This is a genomic window from Streptodolium elevatio (assembly GCF_053592165.1).
The window spans coordinates 59,081-75,502 of the sequence record NZ_JBSFVE010000021.1 but is presented as its reverse complement, the minus strand read 5'-3'; the positions used below and the strand labels follow the sequence as shown (position 1 = coordinate 75,502).

Annotated in this window: 14 protein-coding genes; 4 read left to right on the top strand and 10 right to left on the bottom strand. The window is 73.1% G+C overall.

The features are described from left to right. Positions 1-49: 49 nt before the first annotated feature. The 5 genes from ACWD12_RS31475 to ACWD12_RS31455 form a co-directional block, all read right to left on the bottom strand. Complete coding sequence (locus ACWD12_RS31475; protein WP_450102393.1) at positions 50-1,237, bottom strand: type III PLP-dependent enzyme; 1,188 nt, start codon at positions 1,235-1,237, stop codon at positions 50-52. Between the two features lie 101 nt (positions 1,238-1,338). After that, on the bottom strand, positions 1,339-3,087 hold the full coding sequence (locus ACWD12_RS31470; RefSeq protein WP_450102392.1) for an IucA/IucC family protein: 1,749 nt from the start codon (positions 3,085-3,087) through the stop codon (positions 1,339-1,341). A gap of 71 nt (positions 3,088-3,158) precedes the next feature. Beyond that, the gene (locus ACWD12_RS31465; protein WP_450102391.1) at positions 3,159-4,919 is read right to left on the bottom strand and encodes an IucA/IucC family protein; all 1,761 of its coding nucleotides are present in this window, start codon (positions 4,917-4,919) and stop codon (positions 3,159-3,161) included. Further along, positions 4,916-6,259, bottom strand: a complete 1,344-nt coding sequence (locus tag ACWD12_RS31460) for an ATP-grasp domain-containing protein (RefSeq protein ID WP_450102390.1) — start codon at positions 6,257-6,259, stop codon at positions 4,916-4,918. The genes ACWD12_RS31465 and ACWD12_RS31460 overlap by 4 nt, the downstream gene beginning before the upstream one ends. A 144-nt stretch (positions 6,260-6,403) precedes the next feature. Further along, positions 6,404-7,384 carry an ABC transporter substrate-binding protein gene (locus ACWD12_RS31455; protein ID WP_450102389.1) on the bottom strand — a complete coding sequence of 327 codons (981 nt, stop codon included), beginning with the start codon at positions 7,382-7,384 and terminating at the stop codon, positions 6,404-6,406. Positions 7,385-7,546: 162 nt separating this feature from the next. On the opposite strand from ACWD12_RS31455, the gene ACWD12_RS31450 reads away from it, so the two are divergent. The 4 genes from ACWD12_RS31450 (at position 7,547) to ACWD12_RS31435 (ending at position 11,490) form a co-directional block, all read left to right on the top strand. Then, positions 7,547-8,605 (top strand): FecCD family ABC transporter permease, encoded by a 1,059-nt coding sequence (locus ACWD12_RS31450; RefSeq protein ID WP_450102469.1) that lies wholly within the window; start codon positions 7,547-7,549, stop codon positions 8,603-8,605. After that, complete coding sequence (locus tag ACWD12_RS31445; RefSeq protein ID WP_450102388.1) at positions 8,602-9,651, top strand: FecCD family ABC transporter permease; 1,050 nt, start codon at positions 8,602-8,604, stop codon at positions 9,649-9,651. Before ACWD12_RS31450 ends, ACWD12_RS31445 begins: the two co-directional genes overlap by 4 nt. Before the next feature lies 1 nt (position 9,652). Continuing rightward, positions 9,653-10,582, top strand: a complete 930-nt coding sequence (locus ACWD12_RS31440) for an ABC transporter ATP-binding protein (protein ID WP_450102387.1) — start codon at positions 9,653-9,655, stop codon at positions 10,580-10,582. Between the two features lie 146 nt (positions 10,583-10,728). Beyond that, a complete protein-coding gene (locus tag ACWD12_RS31435; protein WP_450102386.1) occupies positions 10,729-11,490 on the top strand; it encodes a class I SAM-dependent methyltransferase in 762 nt (253 codons plus the stop codon). Between the two features lie 50 nt (positions 11,491-11,540). Here the strand turns inward: ACWD12_RS31435 and ACWD12_RS31430 are convergent, their stop codons facing one another. The 5 genes from ACWD12_RS31430 to ACWD12_RS31410 form a co-directional block, all read right to left on the bottom strand. After that, positions 11,541-12,071, bottom strand: a complete 531-nt coding sequence (locus tag ACWD12_RS31430) for a putative immunity protein (protein ID WP_358348431.1) — start codon at positions 12,069-12,071, stop codon at positions 11,541-11,543. 46 nt (positions 12,072-12,117) lie between these two features. Then, the gene (locus ACWD12_RS31425) at positions 12,118-12,426 is read right to left on the bottom strand and encodes a hypothetical protein (protein WP_450102385.1); all 309 of its coding nucleotides are present in this window, start codon (positions 12,424-12,426) and stop codon (positions 12,118-12,120) included. Between the two features lie 213 nt (positions 12,427-12,639). After that, positions 12,640-13,083 (bottom strand): nuclear transport factor 2 family protein, encoded by a 444-nt coding sequence (locus tag ACWD12_RS31420; protein WP_358348426.1) that lies wholly within the window; start codon positions 13,081-13,083, stop codon positions 12,640-12,642. 253 nt (positions 13,084-13,336) lie between these two features. Beyond that, entirely contained in the window at positions 13,337-15,733 is a 2,397-nt protein-coding gene (locus ACWD12_RS31415; protein ID WP_450102384.1) for a hypothetical protein, read from the bottom strand. Continuing rightward, positions 15,730-16,389 (bottom strand): class I SAM-dependent DNA methyltransferase, encoded by a 660-nt coding sequence (locus ACWD12_RS31410; RefSeq protein WP_450102383.1) that lies wholly within the window; start codon positions 16,387-16,389, stop codon positions 15,730-15,732. The genes ACWD12_RS31415 and ACWD12_RS31410 overlap by 4 nt, the downstream gene beginning before the upstream one ends. Between the last annotated feature and the right edge of the window lie 33 nt (positions 16,390-16,422).

Here is a 16,422-nt window from a genome sequence, read left to right as displayed (position 1 = left end):
GCCCTCTGCCGTCTCCGTGCTCGATCCCGCGACGCCCAACCGCTGAACTCTACGTACGCCCCCCGGCCCCCGCCAAATAGTGAAACGTCGGGGGCTCGTGCATGAGGAAGTCGCGGTGCGAGATGTTCCAGGCGTACGCCCCGGCCATCGCGAACACGAGCCGGTCGCCCGCACGCACCGCACCCGTCACCGGGACGCGCGCGGCGAGCACGTCCTTGGGCGTGCACAACTGCCCGACGACGGTCACCGGCTCGCCGGAGGTGCTCGGGCGCGGCCACGTGTACGGCCACGAATCGCGCGCCAGCACCGCGAACGGCTGCGCATGCCCGCGCGCGACGGGAGTGCGCAGATGGTGTGTGCCGCCTCGGACGACCGCGAAGGCCTGCCCCCGGCTGTGCTTGACGTCGAGCACGTCGGTCGCGTACCAGCCGTGGTACGCGGCGACCGCCCGCCCCGGCTCGATGCGCAGCACCGGCCCGCCCGGCCGCACCAGGCCGCCCAACGCCTTGCCGTACGCCGCCCAGTCGAAGCGCGACTCCGGGGCCGCGTAGTCGACGGCCATCCCACCGCCGACGTTCAACTCCCGCAGGTCGACGCCGTTGCGGGCGGCCCACGCGTCCGCCCAGGCGAGCAGCCTCGCCGCCATCTCCCCGAGATCGTCCGGGCCCAGACCGCTGGCGAGGTGCGCGTGCAGTCCGCGCAAGCGTACGCGCGGCTCGTCGGCGAGCAGCTTCGCGCAGCGGTCCAGCACCTCCGGGTCCATGCCGAACGGCGTCGCAAGCCCGCCCATCGTCAGCGCGGCCGGCCCGGTCCCCGGCAGTTCGATCGGCGGGTTGGCGCGCAGGAGGACGTCGACCGTCCGACCCGTGGCGCGCGCGAGGGCGGCCACCCGGTGTGTCTCCTGCTCGCTCTCGACGTGCAGGCGGTGGACCTTGGAGCCGACCGCCCCGGCCAGCTCCGACGGCGTCTTGCCCGGCCCGCCGAAGGCGATCGGCTTCCCGGGGACGGCCTCGCGCACGTGCGCGAACTCGCCGCCCGACGCGACCTCGAATCCGTGCACGTGGGCCGCCACCGCGCGGAGAACCTCGGCATCGGGGTTGGCCTTGGCCGCGTAGTACAGCTCGACGCCCGGCGGCAGCGCGGCTGCGACGGCCGCCACGTGCTCGCGGAGTCCGAACAAGTCGTGGACGTACGCCGGGAGCCGGTCGTCCGGCAGCGCGCCCGCGTACGACCGCACGGCGTCAGGGAGGCGAACCGGAACCGGGGCGACTTCCGTTCGATCGTGCCCGGTTCCGTTCCCGGGGTGGTCTACTGCGCCCGTTTTCCCCGTGGCTGCGGTCACGTCTCCCACGGCTGCGCCTCCTCGGCTCCGGCGTCGTGCGCGCCGTCCAGGAACGCCGCGCCCAGCGGGCTCGGCAGCGCCACGTAGCCCGCGTCGCGGTCCGCCACGCGCTGCCAGCGCGTCATCAAGTTCGCCTTGGCCGGCAGCGGAACCCCGGCGAGCAGCGCGCGCAGCGGCGGCGGACACCCGAACTCCCGGGCGTGGTCGCGCAGTACGCGCCGTACGTCCCCCCACAGCCGCGCCTCGGCGGCCGGGCACAGGTCGGCCAGTGCCGCCACCATCTCGCCGATGTGGTTGACGAGCAGGCAGTAGGCCACCCGGTTCCAGCCGCGTTCGGCGTCGTACGTCATCGCCGCCGCGACCCGCGCGGGCAGCGCGTCCAGGGCCGGGCCGTGCCGGTCGGCGAGCAGCTTCGTGCCCTCCAGATCGCGGAACACCGTGCGTACCGGGCGGCCCTGGCCGTCCACGCAGACCAGCACGTTCTGCAAGTGCGGCTCCAGGACGACGCCTTCCCCGAAGAACATGGTGAGCACCGGCGGCACCAGCAGCGCGAGGTACGCCTGCCACCACGCCGCGACCCGGTCGGCCGTCGGATCGGGGATGAGCCGCGAGACGTGCGCGTCGGACAGCGCGTACTCGTCGGCGATCGCCGCGGCCAGCAGCGGGGTTCCCGGCCCGGCGGCCGCCGCCACGCCGTCCCGCACGATCACGCCCAGCCCTTCGAGCAGAGCCGTGTCCGGCAGATCGACACTGCGGTACGCCGGTTCCGGCAGCACCGCGAACCCCGGGTGCCGCTCCGCGGTCCGCCGCACGGGATCCGCGAGGATCCGGGTCAGGGCGACCGCCCCCGCGAGTTCGTACGTGGCGTTCTTGCGCACGCAGTTGGTGATCCGCAGGTCGAGGCTGAACTTGAGGAAGCAGCCGTCGCCCGCAAGGGTCCGCACCGAAGCCGTCGGGGCGAACTCCGGTCCGCCGAAGCCGAGATCCACCATCCGTCCGTCGGCCAGCGCGCCGCGCAGGGCGGCGTGCCCGTCCAGCAGTCCGAACTGCCAGGGGTGTACCGGGAGCAGGCGGTAGCCCTCGGGCGCGGGCGCCAACTCGTCCACAGGCGCGAGCGCGTCGGGGCGGGCCGTGTCCTCGACCACGAGGTCCCGGCGGACCCCGAGCAACCGCAGCGGGAACGACCGGGCGATCTCGGGTCCGTAGCGCGTACGGTCCCGGCCGACGCCCCCATGGGCCTTGGGTGCGGGGTGGAAGCGGTGTCCAAAGGCCAGGGCCTGTTCGGAGGCGAGATAGGCGTTTGCCGCCGGTGCCCGGCCGGCCCGCCCGTCGAGGATCGCGGCGATGGTGTCACGGCTGGACCGGACCTGGCCCACGAACTCGCCGTTGACGGTTCCTCCGCGTAACTCCAGTTCCGAGGCCACCAGTTCGGCCAACGCCGACCAGTCCAGCTCGCGCCAGCCGCGTGGACCGTGCCGGTACGCGGGGCCGTGGAAGCGGTGCGCGCCGGTGAGCGAGGTGCGGCGCACCCGGATGCGCAGCAGGGCGTCCGCGCGGGGGAGGCGGACCAGCAGGTGGCCGTCGGTGACGGCGGCTTGGTGCTCGGGTCCGGAGACTTCACGGAGAAGGCAGTTCAGCAGCGTGTGGGTGGTCGCCAGATCGGCTGTCGGGACTTCCGGTGGCCGGCTGTCCGGCGCGGGGCCCGGAGGGGTCGACGGGCCTGCGGCGGTTGCGGCATCGGGCATGTAACTCCTTCGCGGAACAGCGGAGCGGAGGTCGGCGACCGCGTACCCCGGCCCCGACACGACCGCGTCGCTCACCGCGCGTCCGTCCGGCGGACACGCCGCACAACCGGCACCGTGACTGCTTGGGGTACAAGGTAGTTGGGCCCGGTCCACGCGTAGTGCTTGTTGATGTCGGACGCCCCGGAGCGCGCCTTGTCGAGCAGCGTACCCGCCGTGACCATGAGCTTGACCGGCATCGACCGCCCCGCGAACAACCGTTCGTGCAGCAGCGCGAGGTCCGGCGAGTCCGGGTGCCGGGCGGCCGCCGCCTCAAGTCGCCTGCGCAGCAAGGCCATCAGCGCGGGCAGCGGGGCGCGTCCGGTCGCGGCGAGCGCGATCAGGGGCGCCGCCGCGCACAGGTGCAGGGTGATCGTGGTGAACAGATCGGCCAGCGGCCCGCCGTCGGCGACGGGGATCCGCGGGTCGTGGAACGGCACGGCCTCGGCCGCGGCGCCCAGCCGGGACCGCACCCGGCCGGGCAGCAAGCGCGGACTGTCGTTGTCCTTGAGCAGCAGGCGCAGCCGGGTGCGACCGCCGGCGTCGCGGTCGAGCACGAGCGACGTGTTCTGCTGATGGGCTTCCAGCGCGATGCCGTAGCGCAGCCACAGCGTGACGTTCCAGTCGAGGAGCAGGCGCAGGTACCCGTCGTACAGCGCGACCGGGTCGCCGTCGAAGTACTCGTCCGCCAGCGACTCCACGACGGTGCGCCCGCCCGGGCCGGTGGCCGCCAGCGCCGCGACCGCCACCACGCGCGCGGCGTCGAGCCCGGGCGGGTGGCGGCGTACGAGGAACCCCGCCAATTCGTGACCGGCGTGGCCGTAGGTGCGTTCGTCGGCGACCAGGACCCGGTGCCGGAACCGCGGTTCGGCGTCCAGGACGAGGCCGAGCAGATGGCTGCCGGCCGCCCCGTCGGCGAGCGAACCCGGCGTGATCGTGCGCCGGTTCCGCAGCCCGAGCGTGCTGGTGGCGAGCGGGAGCTTCAGGTGCTCGTCGGCGTGGTCGAGCGGGACCACGGACCGCATGGACAGCGTCGGGGCGACCGGCAGGTGGCGTACCGCGGCGTGCCGAACGCCGGGCACCGCGGCCTCCACCGCGCCCGGATCCGTCAACGGGTGCACCGGGAAGGCGGTGTGCGACGCGTCGTACCGCTCGGGGAGGCCCAGGCCGGACGGTGTCGGCCACCACCCCGGGAGTACGCCGCGCACGGTTGCCGCGGAGAGCGGCACGGCGGCCCAGCGCAGCGCGAAGGTCGGCAGGAACTCCGGTGCATGCCCCCGGAGTTGGTCCTCGGTCAAGCCGACCCTGCTGCGTGCGGTCGGATACGCGGGGTGGTCGTGGTAGGCCGCGACCGTGTCGTAGACGAGGCTCCCGGCGATCCCGCGGGCGGGCCGCCCCGCCAGGCGGGCGAAGACGGCGTCGCGGTGGCGGTCGTGGACGCGTACGGTCGCCAGCGCGGCGCGGCACTCGTCGGCGAAGTCGGCGAATCCCTCGGCGTCGTCGGCGAATTCGGGGCCGGTCCCGGCGGCGAGGAAGCCGAGGAGTGCCTCAAGCCCGGTGAGTCGGCGTCCGTCCTCGATCAGGGCGGGTCCGCGGGCGGTGAGGTCGCAGAGGAACGATGCCCGGCGTACCGGGAGTTCCGCGGTCCGCGGGCCGGAGCGCACGGTCAGCCAGGGGCCGTCCGCGCGGTGGTCGACGGTGCCCCCGGTGCGTAGGCCGTGGATGTCCTCGCGCAGGCACGCGTCGAGAACGCGTAAGCAGAGCTCGTCTTCGGGCCGTTGTGCCGGCACGCTCACGGACGGATCTCCCAGGACCGCGCGGCCACGAACCGGGCGACGGCCGCGTCGGTCCGCTCCTGGTCCGGGCCCACCGCCCGCAGCACACCCAGATAGTCGCGGTTGGTCCCGGTGAGCGGGGCCGTGGTGCCGACCGCGCGAAGCGGCCGGTAGGCCAACTGCACACCGTTGTCGGCCAGATCCGCGGCGGCGGGGGCGGCGACCAGCGTGCCGCCGGCCCGGGCGCAGATGTATTCGACGCGGGCCCGGCGACCGGCCGGCCCGTCCGCCGGCCTGTCCACCATCCCGACCGACACGCCGCCCGACATGCCGCCCACTGTGCCGTCCGCCGACGCGTCCGCCGACGCAGGGGCTGACGCGTCCGCCGAACCGGGAAACGGCCGTACCGGCTCACCCAGCAGCTCCGATGCCGCCGGCAGGGCCTCGCCCAGGTGCACGCGCAGCACGTGCTCGAAGATGGGCACACCCAGCAGATCGCGCAGCAGCAGATCGCACTGGTCGCCGATGATGCGGTAGTTGACCTCGATGATCCGGGCCCGACCGTCCGCGACCACGTACTCGGTGTGGCACGCGCCGAAGCCCACGCCGAGGGCGTCCAGCGCGCTTTCGACCTGGCCGACGGCCCCGGGGTCGGGCTCGGCGTCGAAGACCATGCTTTCCTCGACGAACGTCGGCGGGGCCGACACCCGGGTGCGGAACCCGCCGAGCACGTGTCTGACCCGGCCGTCCCCCAGCGTCTCCAGGGTGCGCAGGTCCCCGCGCAGGAACTCCTCGACGACGAGCGCGATTCCCGGCGTGCGCTCGCGGATCCCGCGGCAGCGGGCCAGCAGTTCGCGTTCGTTGCCGACCAGGTAGACGTCCTCGCTCGCGACCCCCTCGCGGGGCTTGACCACACACGGGTACGGCACGTCGACGGCGGCCAGGGCGCCGGGGTCCAAGTCGCCCGGGAGTTCGGCGGTCCACACGGAGTCGACGCCGGTCTCCGCGAGATGACGCCGCATCAGTGCCTTGTTCTTGGCTCGCAGCGTGGCACGCCAGTCCTTGCCCGGCAGTCCGAACCAGTCGGCAGCCAGTGCGGTCTGGGGCTGGAGGTGGTCGCTGTTGCCGAACACCGCGTCGGGGGAGGGGCCGTGCGACATGGCGGCGATCAGCGCCCGGAAGTCGCGTACGTCGCACTCGACGAGGCGGGCGGGGGCGGCGTCCGAACCGGCGTACGCCGCCTTGTGTGGATCCGCCCGGTCGGTGAACACCGTGACGTCGAAGCCGAGTTCGGCGGCGGCGGGGAGGAAGCCCTCGGTGACGGAATCGGTGGGGTTGAGGGCCACCAGGTGCAGTTGCAAACGTCCCTCCAGGTATGCGGGTGCGTACCTCCGCCCGGGTGGCGGCGGGGGCCGTGGGTGGACGGTCCACGGCCCCCGCCTCGTGCCGGGCGGGTACGCGCGGCAGGTTCCGGGTGGTGCGCCCGCTCCGGTCGCGGGCGCAGGCTACTTCGCGGCGTCGACCCCGAAGTTCTTGGCCAGGTCGTCCAGGATGACGTGTGCACCCTGGAGCGACACAGAGGTCATCCACTTCTCGTCGGCCACCTCGTACACATGCTGGTCGGCGACCGCCTTGAGGCGCTGCCACAGCGGATTGGCGAGGAACCTGGCCTTGCGCTCCTCACCGCCGGAGAACGAGGTCACGAAGATGTAGTCCGCGTCCGCGAGGCCGATCTGCTCCTCACTGATCTCGATGTTGAACTTCTCCGGGTCGCGCTGGTTCTCCGGCCGTGCGATGCCCATGTCGGCGAGCACGATGCCGCTGAACGTCTTGGGCAGGTAGATGCGGGTCGGGCCGTCGACGAAGCGGACCACCGACACCGTGGGGTTGCCGGCCTTCGCGTTGATCGCGTCGCCGATCCTCTTGGCGCGGGCCTCGTACGCGGTCAGCTTCTCGGTCGCCTTCTGCTCCTCGCCGAGGGCCTGGGCGACCAGCTTGATGTTGTCCTTCCACGTCGGCCCGGTGGTCTTGACGAACACGGTCGGGGCGATCTTGGCCAACTGGTCGTACAGCGCGTCGTGCCGTACGGTCGCCGAGATGATCAGATCCGGCTTGAGGGCCACGATCTGCTCGAGGTTGGGGTTGTCGAGCGGCCCGACGTCCTTGGTGTCCTTCACGGACTCGCCGAGGTAGTCGGGGAAGCCCTTCTGGTCGCGGTAGGACCCGATGCCGCCGACGAGCGGCCGGTCCAGTGCCGCGACCGCCTCGACCAGGCTGTTGTCGAGCGCGACGATGCGCTTCGGCTTGTCCTTGATCTCGGTGGTGCCCTTGTCGTGCGTGATCGTGCGGGGGAATCCGGCCGAGGCACCCGTCGACGCGGCGTCGTCCTTCGTGTCGTCGCCGCAGGCGGCGAGGCCGACCGCGAGTGCGGCGGCCATGGCTGCCGCCGCGACTCTGGAACGCCAGCGGCGGGGGGCGGTACGCATGGGGGATCTCCATGGGGCAGGAAGCGGTACACCGACGGAGCATCAGGTAAGGGCTACCTAACATCTCCTTGTGGGAAGAAGGTAAGCCTTGCCCGAATACCGACACCAAGGGGGGGTGTACGTCGGTATAAGGCATGCCTTACCTTCCTAGCCGTGCCCGCAATGCTCAAGGCCGGAGCCGCACCGCCGACTCCCGCCGACCCCCAGCCCCCGCCCCGCCGCAGCCCACGCCGCAATTCGGCGGTGGTGGCGGGGCTGTTCGGCGTGCTGGTCGTCGCGGCGTTCGCGTCCCTCGCGATCGGCACCAAGAACGTCCCTCTCTCGGACGTGTTCGCGGCGCTCGGGGGCAGCCGCGACGGAGACGCCGTCGTCGTCCTGGACCTGCGCATGCCGCGCACGGTGCTCGGCCTCCTCGTCGGCCTGTCCCTCGGCGTCGCGGGCGCGGTCGCGCAGGAGATCACCCGGAACCCGCTGGGCGACCCGGGGCTCATCGGCATCAGCGCGGGTGGCGCGTTCGGCGTGGCGGGCGCGATCGGGCTGTTCGGCTGGACCGCGTCGTACCAGTACATCTGGTTCGCGTTCCTGATGGGCGCGGTGGCGGGCGGGCTCGCGTACATCGTCGGCGGCACCGGCTACGGCGGCGCCACCCCGGCCAAACTGGCCCTCGCGGGCGCCGCGGTGACCGCACTCCTGGAGGCCTTCACCAACGCGCTGGTCCTTCTCGACGTCAACACCCTCGACCAGTACCGCAGTTGGGCGGTCGGCTCGCTCGCCGGACGGGACAGCGACCTGGGCTGGCAGATCGCCCCGTTCATCGCCGTCGGCCTCGGCGTCGCCCTCTTCCTGGCCGGCCGCCTCAACGCCCTGGCACTCGGCGACGACCTCGCCAGCAGCCTGGGTACGCCGGTACGCCGCACGCGCGCGCTCGGCGCCCTCGCGGTGATCCTGCTCACCGGCGCCGCGGTTGCCGCCGCCGGACCGATCACCTTCGTGGGCCTGGTCATCCCGCACATCGTCCGCACCCTCATCGGACCGGACGCCCGCTGGCTGATCCCCTGCTCGGGACTCGCCGGCGGGATCCTGATGCTGACCGCCGACGTCATCGGCCGCCTGGTCGCCCGCCCGGCCGAACTCGAGGTCGGTGTCGTCACCGCGTTCATCGGCGCGCCCTTCCTGGTCGCCCTCATCAAGAGCGGACGCCTGAAGGAGCGCACCAAGTGAAGCTCTCCGTGGGCCCGTTCGGGATCATGCTCCGGCCGCGCGTGCTGGCCGCCAACGGCGGCCTCGTGCTGGTCGGCTTCGCGATGATGGTCCTGTCGCTGTGCCTGGGCACGTACAGCAACCTGTCCGTCGACCAGGTCCTCGGCGCGCTGTTCGGCTACGGCTCCGGCGACAGCAACCTGGTGGTACGCGAACTCCGGCTGCCGCGCGCCCTCACCGCCGTCCTCGTCGGGGTCGCCTTCGGCCTGGCGGGCGCGGTCTTCCAGGCGGTCACCCGCAACCCGCTCGCGAGTCCCGACCTGATCGGCATCTCCGCGGGCGCGGGCACCGGGGCCATCACCGCCATCCTCTTCGGCGGCGTCACGGCGGCCGGGGCCGGGTCGTACGGCGGTGTCCCGTTCGGCGCATTGTGCGGCGCACTCGCCGCCGCGACCGCGATCTACCTGTTCGCCTACCGCGGCGGCGCGATCACCGGCTACCGCTTCGTCCTGGTCGGCCTCGCCATGCAGGGCGCGCTCATCGCCCTCAACCGGTGGATGCTCGCCAAGGCCGACATCGACCAGGCGTCACGCGCGATGGTGTGGCTCACCGGCAGCCTCAACGGCCGCGACTACACGCACGTGAAGTGGGTCGGGCTGGGGCTGCTGGTCCTGGTGCCGCCGGTCCTGGCACTCGGGCGGGCGTACCAGCTCCTCCAGTTCGACGACGACACCGCCCGCGGACTCGGCATCGGCATCGGGCGGGCCCGCATCGTGCTGCTGGTCCTCGCGACCTGCCTCGCGGCGATGGCGTGCGCGTCCGCCGGACTCATCGGCTTCGTCGCGCTCGGGGCGCCCCAGGTGGCCCGGCGACTGACCGGACGCGCGGAAATCCCGCTCGTGGCGAGCGCGCTCACCGGCGCGGTGCTCATCGTCGCCGCCGACCTGCTCGGCCGCACGCTGTTCTCGCCGACCGAACTCCCGGTCGGCATCGTGACCGGCGTGGTCGGCGCCCCGTACCTGATGTGGCTGCTCGCCCGGACCAACCGGGTGGGGAAGGGAGGCTGACATGGCGTCAGAGACCGCAACCGAGCAAGCCGGGAGCGACCGCGTCGGGACGGGCGGTGTCGGAGTGGGTGTCGGGTCCGACCGCGCCGCGACGGATCACGTGGCTGCGAAGGCCGATCGGGCGGTTGCCCGGCCGCTCTCGCTCTCCGCCCACGAACTGACCCTCGCGTACGGCTCCCGCACCGTCTCCGCCGGCCTCGACCTGGAGATCCCGGCCGGGAAGGTCACCGCCCTGGTCGGCCCCAACGCGTGCGGCAAGTCCACGGCCTTGCGGGCGCTCGCCCGACTGCTCAAGCCGCAAGCCGGCGCCGTACACCTGGACGGCGCCGACGTCTCCACCCTCTCCGCACGCGAATTCGCCCTCAAGCTGGGGCTGTTGCCGCAGACGCCCACGGCCCCGGACGGCATCACCGTGCGCGACCTCGCCGCGCGCGGCCGTACCCCGCACCAGCGTTGGTGGCGCCAGTGGTCACGAGACGACGACGCCGTGGTGGACGCCGCACTCGAAGCCACCGGCACGGCCGCGCTGGCCGACCGCAGGATCGAGGAACTGTCGGGCGGCCAGCGGCAACGCGTGTGGATCGCCATGGCCCTGGCCCAGAACGCGCCGGTGTTGCTGCTCGACGAGCCGACCACGTACCTCGACCTCGCCTACCAGGTCGACGTCCTGGAACTGGTCGCCGACCTCGGCCGCACCGACGCACGCACGGTCGTCATGGTCCTCCACGAGCTCAACCACGCCTGCCGTTACGCCGACCACCTGATCGCCATGCGCGACGGCGCCGTCGTCGCCGCGGGCCCGCCCGCCGAGGTCGTCACCGCCGAACTCGTCGAGGAGGTCTTCCGCCTCAAGTCCAAGGTCATCGAATGCCCGGTGGCAGGAGTCCCCTTGGTCGTCCCCCTGGGCGGCCGCCGCCCCGCCACCGCCTGACCGCTTGACCGCCTGACCGCCGCGCGACCACCCGACCGCGGCCCGCCCGCCCGACCGAGGCCCGGCTGCCTCACCGCCGCCCGACCGCCGGCGCGCACCGGACAATCCGGCGGCGTCCCCCCGGGGCGTGTGGGACAGTGCGCGTCATGACGGATCAGTGGACCGGGTCGGCGTACGACCTGCACAGCGATGCCCAGCACACCTGGGGCACCGAGGTGCTCGCGCGTCTGGAACTGCCCCCGAACGCAACCGTGCTGGACGCCGGATGCGGCAGCGGACGCGTGACCGGGGAGCTGCTGCGCACGTTCCCCTCGGCCTCCGTGGTCGCCGCCGACGTCTCGCGGAGCATGCTGGACCAGGCCCGCGACCGACTCGCCCCGCACGCGGACCGCCTCGTCCTGCGACAGGTGGACCTCGAGGACCAACTGCCCTTCGAGGACGACACCTTCGACGCGGTGTTCTCCACCGGGGCCCTGCACTGGGTGCGCGATCACGGCTCCCTGTTCGCCGACTTCGCCCGGGTGCTGCGTCCGGGCGGGCACTTGGTCTTGCAGTGCGGCGGTCACGGGAGCCTGGCCCGGGTCCGCGACGTCCTGGCCGAGTTGGGCGTCGACATCGCCGGGCGCAACCACTACGCCACCGCAGAGCAGACGACCGCGCGACTGGCCGGTGCCGGGTTCGCCGGCGTCCGCGCCTGGCTCGCAAACGCCCCCGTGTCCTTCACGGCCACCGCCGACCTGGAGGACTTCCTCGCCCATGCGGCCCTGCAGCCCTACCTGACCGACCTGCCCGAAGCCGAGCGCCGCGCGGTCGTCCGCGCCGTCGCCGCGCGCCTGGAACCCCCGGTGCTCGACTTCGTACGCCTGAACATGACCGCGACGATCCCGGCGCCGACGCCGACCGACTGAGAGTCCCCTCGCCGGGGACCAGGTCGCCGGATCGCCGGGAGGCGTGCGGCTCAGGCGCGGATTGCGGCGTCGAGTTGGCGGATGAGTTCCCCGACGCGTCCGCCTCCGGGCGGCGCGGCGGGCAGGCGGCGGAGCACCGCGACGACCTCCGGCGGGGCGTGGACGCGGGCCCAGTCCAAGGTCCCGCCCGCGAGCCGCAGGCCGGGCTCGGCCGTCTCCTCCGCCCGCGCCGCGTGCGCCGCGGCGCCCAGGATGTGCTTCACCTGATGAGCGCTCGCCTTGGGGTGCAGGTACGCGGCCGCCGCGGCGTGGCTCGCCGACCGTGCCGCGTCGACCACGGCCGGTGCGGTTGCCTCCTGCGCGGCCTTGTACGCGGCCCACGACTTCTGCCGGAGTTCGGCCGTACGCCGACCTCCCCCGGCGAAGTCCCGTGCCGCGGCGACGGATTCGCGGGGCCTTGGATCGCCGGGGACGCCATGTTCGAAGACGGGCAGCACCCGGTCCGCGCAGTCGGCGGCGTAACCCGCGATCACCCGCAGTTCGTCTTCGCTCAGCTCGATGCTGTCCGCTCCCGTTGGCACCGGACCATCCTGCCTCAGCCCGGGGCGGGAGATCGCGGTCACGAAGTCACGCCTTGCCGAAGCAATCGGTGATCTCACTGACGCTGTGCCGGTCGTGCAGCGCCCTGATTGCGAGCACGTCGAGCGAAAGGACCAACACAGCCGCCACACAGGCCGTCAGGGCGAGCCCCCACAGAAGCTCATCGGCGACGGAAACCCCGGATCGCACGGCCACGACGCACGCCGCCGCGAACAGCATCACCGCCAAGACGCCGCCCGCCAGAGCCCCGTACGACAGCAGCCACTCCCGAGCGGGTACGCGTTCGTACGGGCATCGGGCAGCCGCGTCACGGTCGAACTCGAAGAACGCCGCCATTCCGCCCGCCGCGCAGGCCACCGAACACCATGCCGTCCACCGCCACAGACGCACGTCCCCACCCCGTCTCCGCGTCGCCACCGCCGTTGCGGTGTCTCGCGTCGACGCGGGCCCCCCGGATTTGGTTCCGTCACCCGCGCACTCCGGACGGTGTGCGGGCCTCGGGACGCCGGGAGGCCGCGCTCCGAAGTGCGCCGTCCGTTCGGTTCCCGGTCAGCTCCCCGGCTGGTGGGTGGGCTGGTAGGTCTCGAAGATCTCGGCCATCTCGCCGTCGGACGAGTCCGGGAGCCGGTAGTAGTTGCGGATCACCACCGAGCCGTCGGGTTCGAAGCGGTACGTCTCCACGCTCATGCTCATCCGCTCGGTGCCGTGCACCGAGAAGTGGTTCTCCATGACCCAGGCCACCTCGTTGGCGCACACGTAGACCGTGCCCGGGTGGTGGCGCAGGCGTACGGCCGACTGGAACAGGTCCCAGCCCTCCAGCGCGCACGTCTCGAACCCGTGCTTCTCGGGCGTGCCCACCGGGTCGAGCATGCGGAAGTCGCCGGGCGCGACGGCCCGCCAGTTGGCGACCCACGCGTCCTTCTCGCCCGCATTCCAGAGCGCGACGAACTGCTCGGCCCAGTGCAGGAGTTGTTCCTTCGTCGGGGTAGCCATGTCTCGCTCCTCGGAAAGCGCGGCGCAAGGGCGCGCCGAAGGACTCGATCGACGCGGGGTGCAAGTCGATCAATGCGGAACCTCGGGCAGGTAAGCACACACCCCGCGAACCCTCAAGACCGCCCGGGCGGCGGGCAGTCGGGGGAGGACGGGGCGGACGGGGCGGACGGGGAGGAGGCGGGCGTACGTGAGACACGCGACCTCCGCCGGTGGAGCGGACGCCGCGGCGGGGGCGTCTCAGGACGCGCTCACGTCACGTCGGCACGGTCGCGGCCGTCGCGGTGGCCAGCAGTTCGGCGAGGGTGCCCGGGAAGTCGTCGGCGAGCACGGCGACGACCAGCAAGGTGTCCAGGGAGAGCGGGCCGTGGCGGTCCGTCAGATCGCGGATGGCGGCGTCCACGCGCGCCCGCAGACGTTGGTCGTGGCGGAAGCTGCGCAGGACATGCCGGACCGGTCGTCCGCGCGCGACCCAGTCCTCCGCGGTCAACAGGCCCTTCTCCAGACACGGCCCCAGCCACGCGAATTCGTCCGACGGCCCGGTGCGCCGGTGTGCCACCGGAGCGATGTCGAGGGCGAGGCGGGCCAGTTCGGCCGTGCGGTGCGCGAGGTACGGCGCGCAACGTTCCGGGGCGGTGGTCAGCAGAAGGCGGGCGAGGTCCTCAGGCATGTCCTCGCCGTGCTGGGCCAGGACGGCGAGGACGTCGGCGGACAGCGGGCGTGCGCGCATTTCGGCGGCCGCCACAGCCCAGTCGGGGGTGTGCTCGACTTCCAGGTGTCGGGTGAGTTCCTGGAGGTCGGGCGCGGTGAGGCAGTTGCGGAAGAGGCGCTTCGTCAGCGCCCGCAAGGCGGCCAGGGCGGCGTCGCGGTCGGCGGCGGCCAGCGGGCCCCGCAGCGCGTCGGCGAGCGCGGGCAGGGGGAGTACGCCGAGGGCGGGGTCGGTCCGGCCCACGAACGACGCGACCAGGTCGAGGCGCCCCAACTCCACGAGTCGCCGACACCCCGCGACCTGGTACGGGGCAGGGAGCGGCCGATGGCTGCGCAGCACTTCGGCGATCGTGGTCGCGTTGCGGGTGAGCACCTGGTACTTGGTGTCGTTGAACCAGGACTGCCGGGAGTTCACGACCGTGACGGGGGCGTGCAGGGCCAGGCTGCCGGGACGTCCGGTGGCGTGGCTCGTACCGGAGAGGATGCGGCGCCGGAGCCTCGCGGGAAGGTGATGCCGCGTCATGAGCGATGCGTTGACCGCCGGTTCGTCGAGTTCCAGCAGGCGTTCCATGAGGGGGCCGTACCCGTTGAGGCGTTGGGCCAGGGCCACCCGCTGCCGGGCGTCCGCCACCGCGATGAAGCCCTCGATGACCCCCGACGGCATGTTCTGGAGCGCCCACGTGCTCAGCATTTCCCCGGCCAACGTGCCGGGGCTCTTGGCACGGGCGCCGGGAGGGGCCGTCAACTCGGCGACTCCGGGCACGATTTCGGTGGCCTTCTCCGGGGCGGCCAGCGACAGGAGGTAGGTCCAGGGCGAGCCCGCCAGGCCATTCGTCGAGGCGAACTCCACGGTGCCCGGCTCCGGGGCGGACGCCGCTGCGGCGTCCAGCAGTTCGGGGACGGTGCCGGGGAACGCGCCGCGCAGCAGCACCAACAGGGACCACCAGCGCATCGGTTCGTCGCCGAGTCGGGAACGCACCTGCTCGACAAGCCGCTTGCGCGTCCCGGCCGTGCCGTGCGCTGATTCCCGGTCCTCGGTCAGGGGCAGTGCGGACATCACGGCGATCACCGAAGCGGCGGGCACGGCGCGCGTCAGCAGGTCGTCCCAGGTGAGGGTGCCCGCCAGGATCGCGTGGGTCGCGACCTCGTGGAAACCCTCCCGCGCGGTGTGCCGCAGCAGATCGAGGGCGGCGTCCGTCGGACATGCCGCGTGTCCGGCCAGGCGGCTCGTGGTCATCGGGTCGAGGGGCTGCTCGCGGTGCAGGGCGGCCAGCGCCACCCAGTCCGCAGCCGTCCACTGCTCAAGTGCCAGGGTCGCCAACCGCGCCCGTACCCGGCGGGCGCTGGGACCGAGCCGGTGCGGCACCCCGCGCTTCTGCTCGGCCTCGGTACGCTCGGGGACGGGTACGGCCAGCCACGCGTGCACCGCCGCGGGCGTCCGAGGCGGCGGCTGGAACCTGGGCCCGCGCACGAGGGCGGCGGCGCGACGGGCGATCGCCGGGTCGGCGGCGTCGCGGGCGGGGCCGAGCAGGTGCCGGGAGCGGGTGGCCAGAAGCGCCTTGCGCAGGTTGTCCGGGACGGAGCCCGCGTACGGGCCGACCGTGAGCATGCGCCGCCGCAGCACGGGGTCCGCCTCGGGGTGGAGGTAGACGGCGGTGCGTACGTCGGGATCGGCCGCGTCGGCCAGCGCCCTCACGAAGTCGCGGCGGGAGTTCCGGTACCGCGGGACGTCCCCGAGCGCCGCCAGCTGACTGCCCGGATCGCCGTACGCGACGACCCAACGCACGATCGCCTCGCGCAGCTCGCCCCACTCCGGGAGCCGCCCGGGCAGGGCCCTGCGCCGGAGATCCGCGGGCACCCGCGCGAACAACTCGACGGCGTCGTCGACCGCGAGGCGGGCCAGCAGATCGGGCAGCAGGTCGGGCGGCGCGTCGAGCCGGTTCACGGGGAGTGCTCCGGACCGCCCTTGCGCATCAGCAGGTGCCCGCGGCGGAACCTCTCCTCGTCGCCGGGCTCCCGCAGCATCCGGCCGATCTCGTCGAACCCGGCGTCGCCCGCCAACCGCGCGAGTTCGTCGATCGGCCAGCGGTAGGCCGTCGTCACCTTGTGGTCGAACGCGGTGACCGGCCCGCCCTCCGACTCGAAGAACCCGAGCAGCAGGTGCCCGCCGGGCGCGACAATGCGTCCGAACTCGGCCAAGTAGACGGGTAGTTCCTGCGGCGGCGCGTGGATGACCGAGTACCAGGACACGACTCCGGCCAGCGAACCGTCCGCCAGGCCCAGGGCGTCCATGGACCCGGTCTCGAACCGCAGGCCCGGGTAGTCCGTGCGGGCGATGTCGATCATGGCGGGGGACAGGTCGATGCCGAAGGCATCCAGCCCGAGCCCCCGCAGATGCGCGGTCAGGTATCCGGGCCCGCAGCCCAGTTCGGCGACGGGCCGGCTGCCGCCGCCGGCGCGTACCGAGTCGGCGAAGGCCGCCAGCACGGCGCGGTCCAGGGGGAAGGCGTCGAGGTAGCCGCGGGTGAGCTCGGCGTACAGCGTGGCCACCGCATCGTAGGCACTCGCGGTTGCGTCCAGGTGGGAGGAAGATCCGGTCACGACACCCGACCCTACGACGAGCGCCGGGGGCCT

Bases quoted from the DNA above. Each gene is read 5' to 3' on its own strand.
- ACWD12_RS31470 (WP_450102392.1), bottom strand. From the start codon at position 3,087: ATGCCCGATGCCGCAACCGCCGCAGGCCCGTCGACCCCTCCGGGCCCC.
- ACWD12_RS31455 (WP_450102389.1), bottom strand. From the start codon at position 7,384: ATGCGTACCGCCCCCCGCCGCTGGCGTTCCAGAGTCGCGGCGGCAGCC.
- ACWD12_RS31450 (WP_450102469.1), top strand. From the start codon at position 7,547: ATGCTCAAGGCCGGAGCCGCACCGCCGACTCCCGCCGACCCCCAGCCC.
- ACWD12_RS31440 (WP_450102387.1), top strand. From the start codon at position 9,653: ATGGCGTCAGAGACCGCAACCGAGCAAGCCGGGAGCGACCGCGTCGGG.
- ACWD12_RS31435 (WP_450102386.1), top strand. From the start codon at position 10,729: ATGACGGATCAGTGGACCGGGTCGGCGTACGACCTGCACAGCGATGCC.
- ACWD12_RS31425 (WP_450102385.1), bottom strand. From the start codon at position 12,426: ATGGCGGCGTTCTTCGAGTTCGACCGTGACGCGGCTGCCCGATGCCCG.
- ACWD12_RS31420 (WP_358348426.1), bottom strand. From the start codon at position 13,083: ATGGCTACCCCGACGAAGGAACAACTCCTGCACTGGGCCGAGCAGTTC.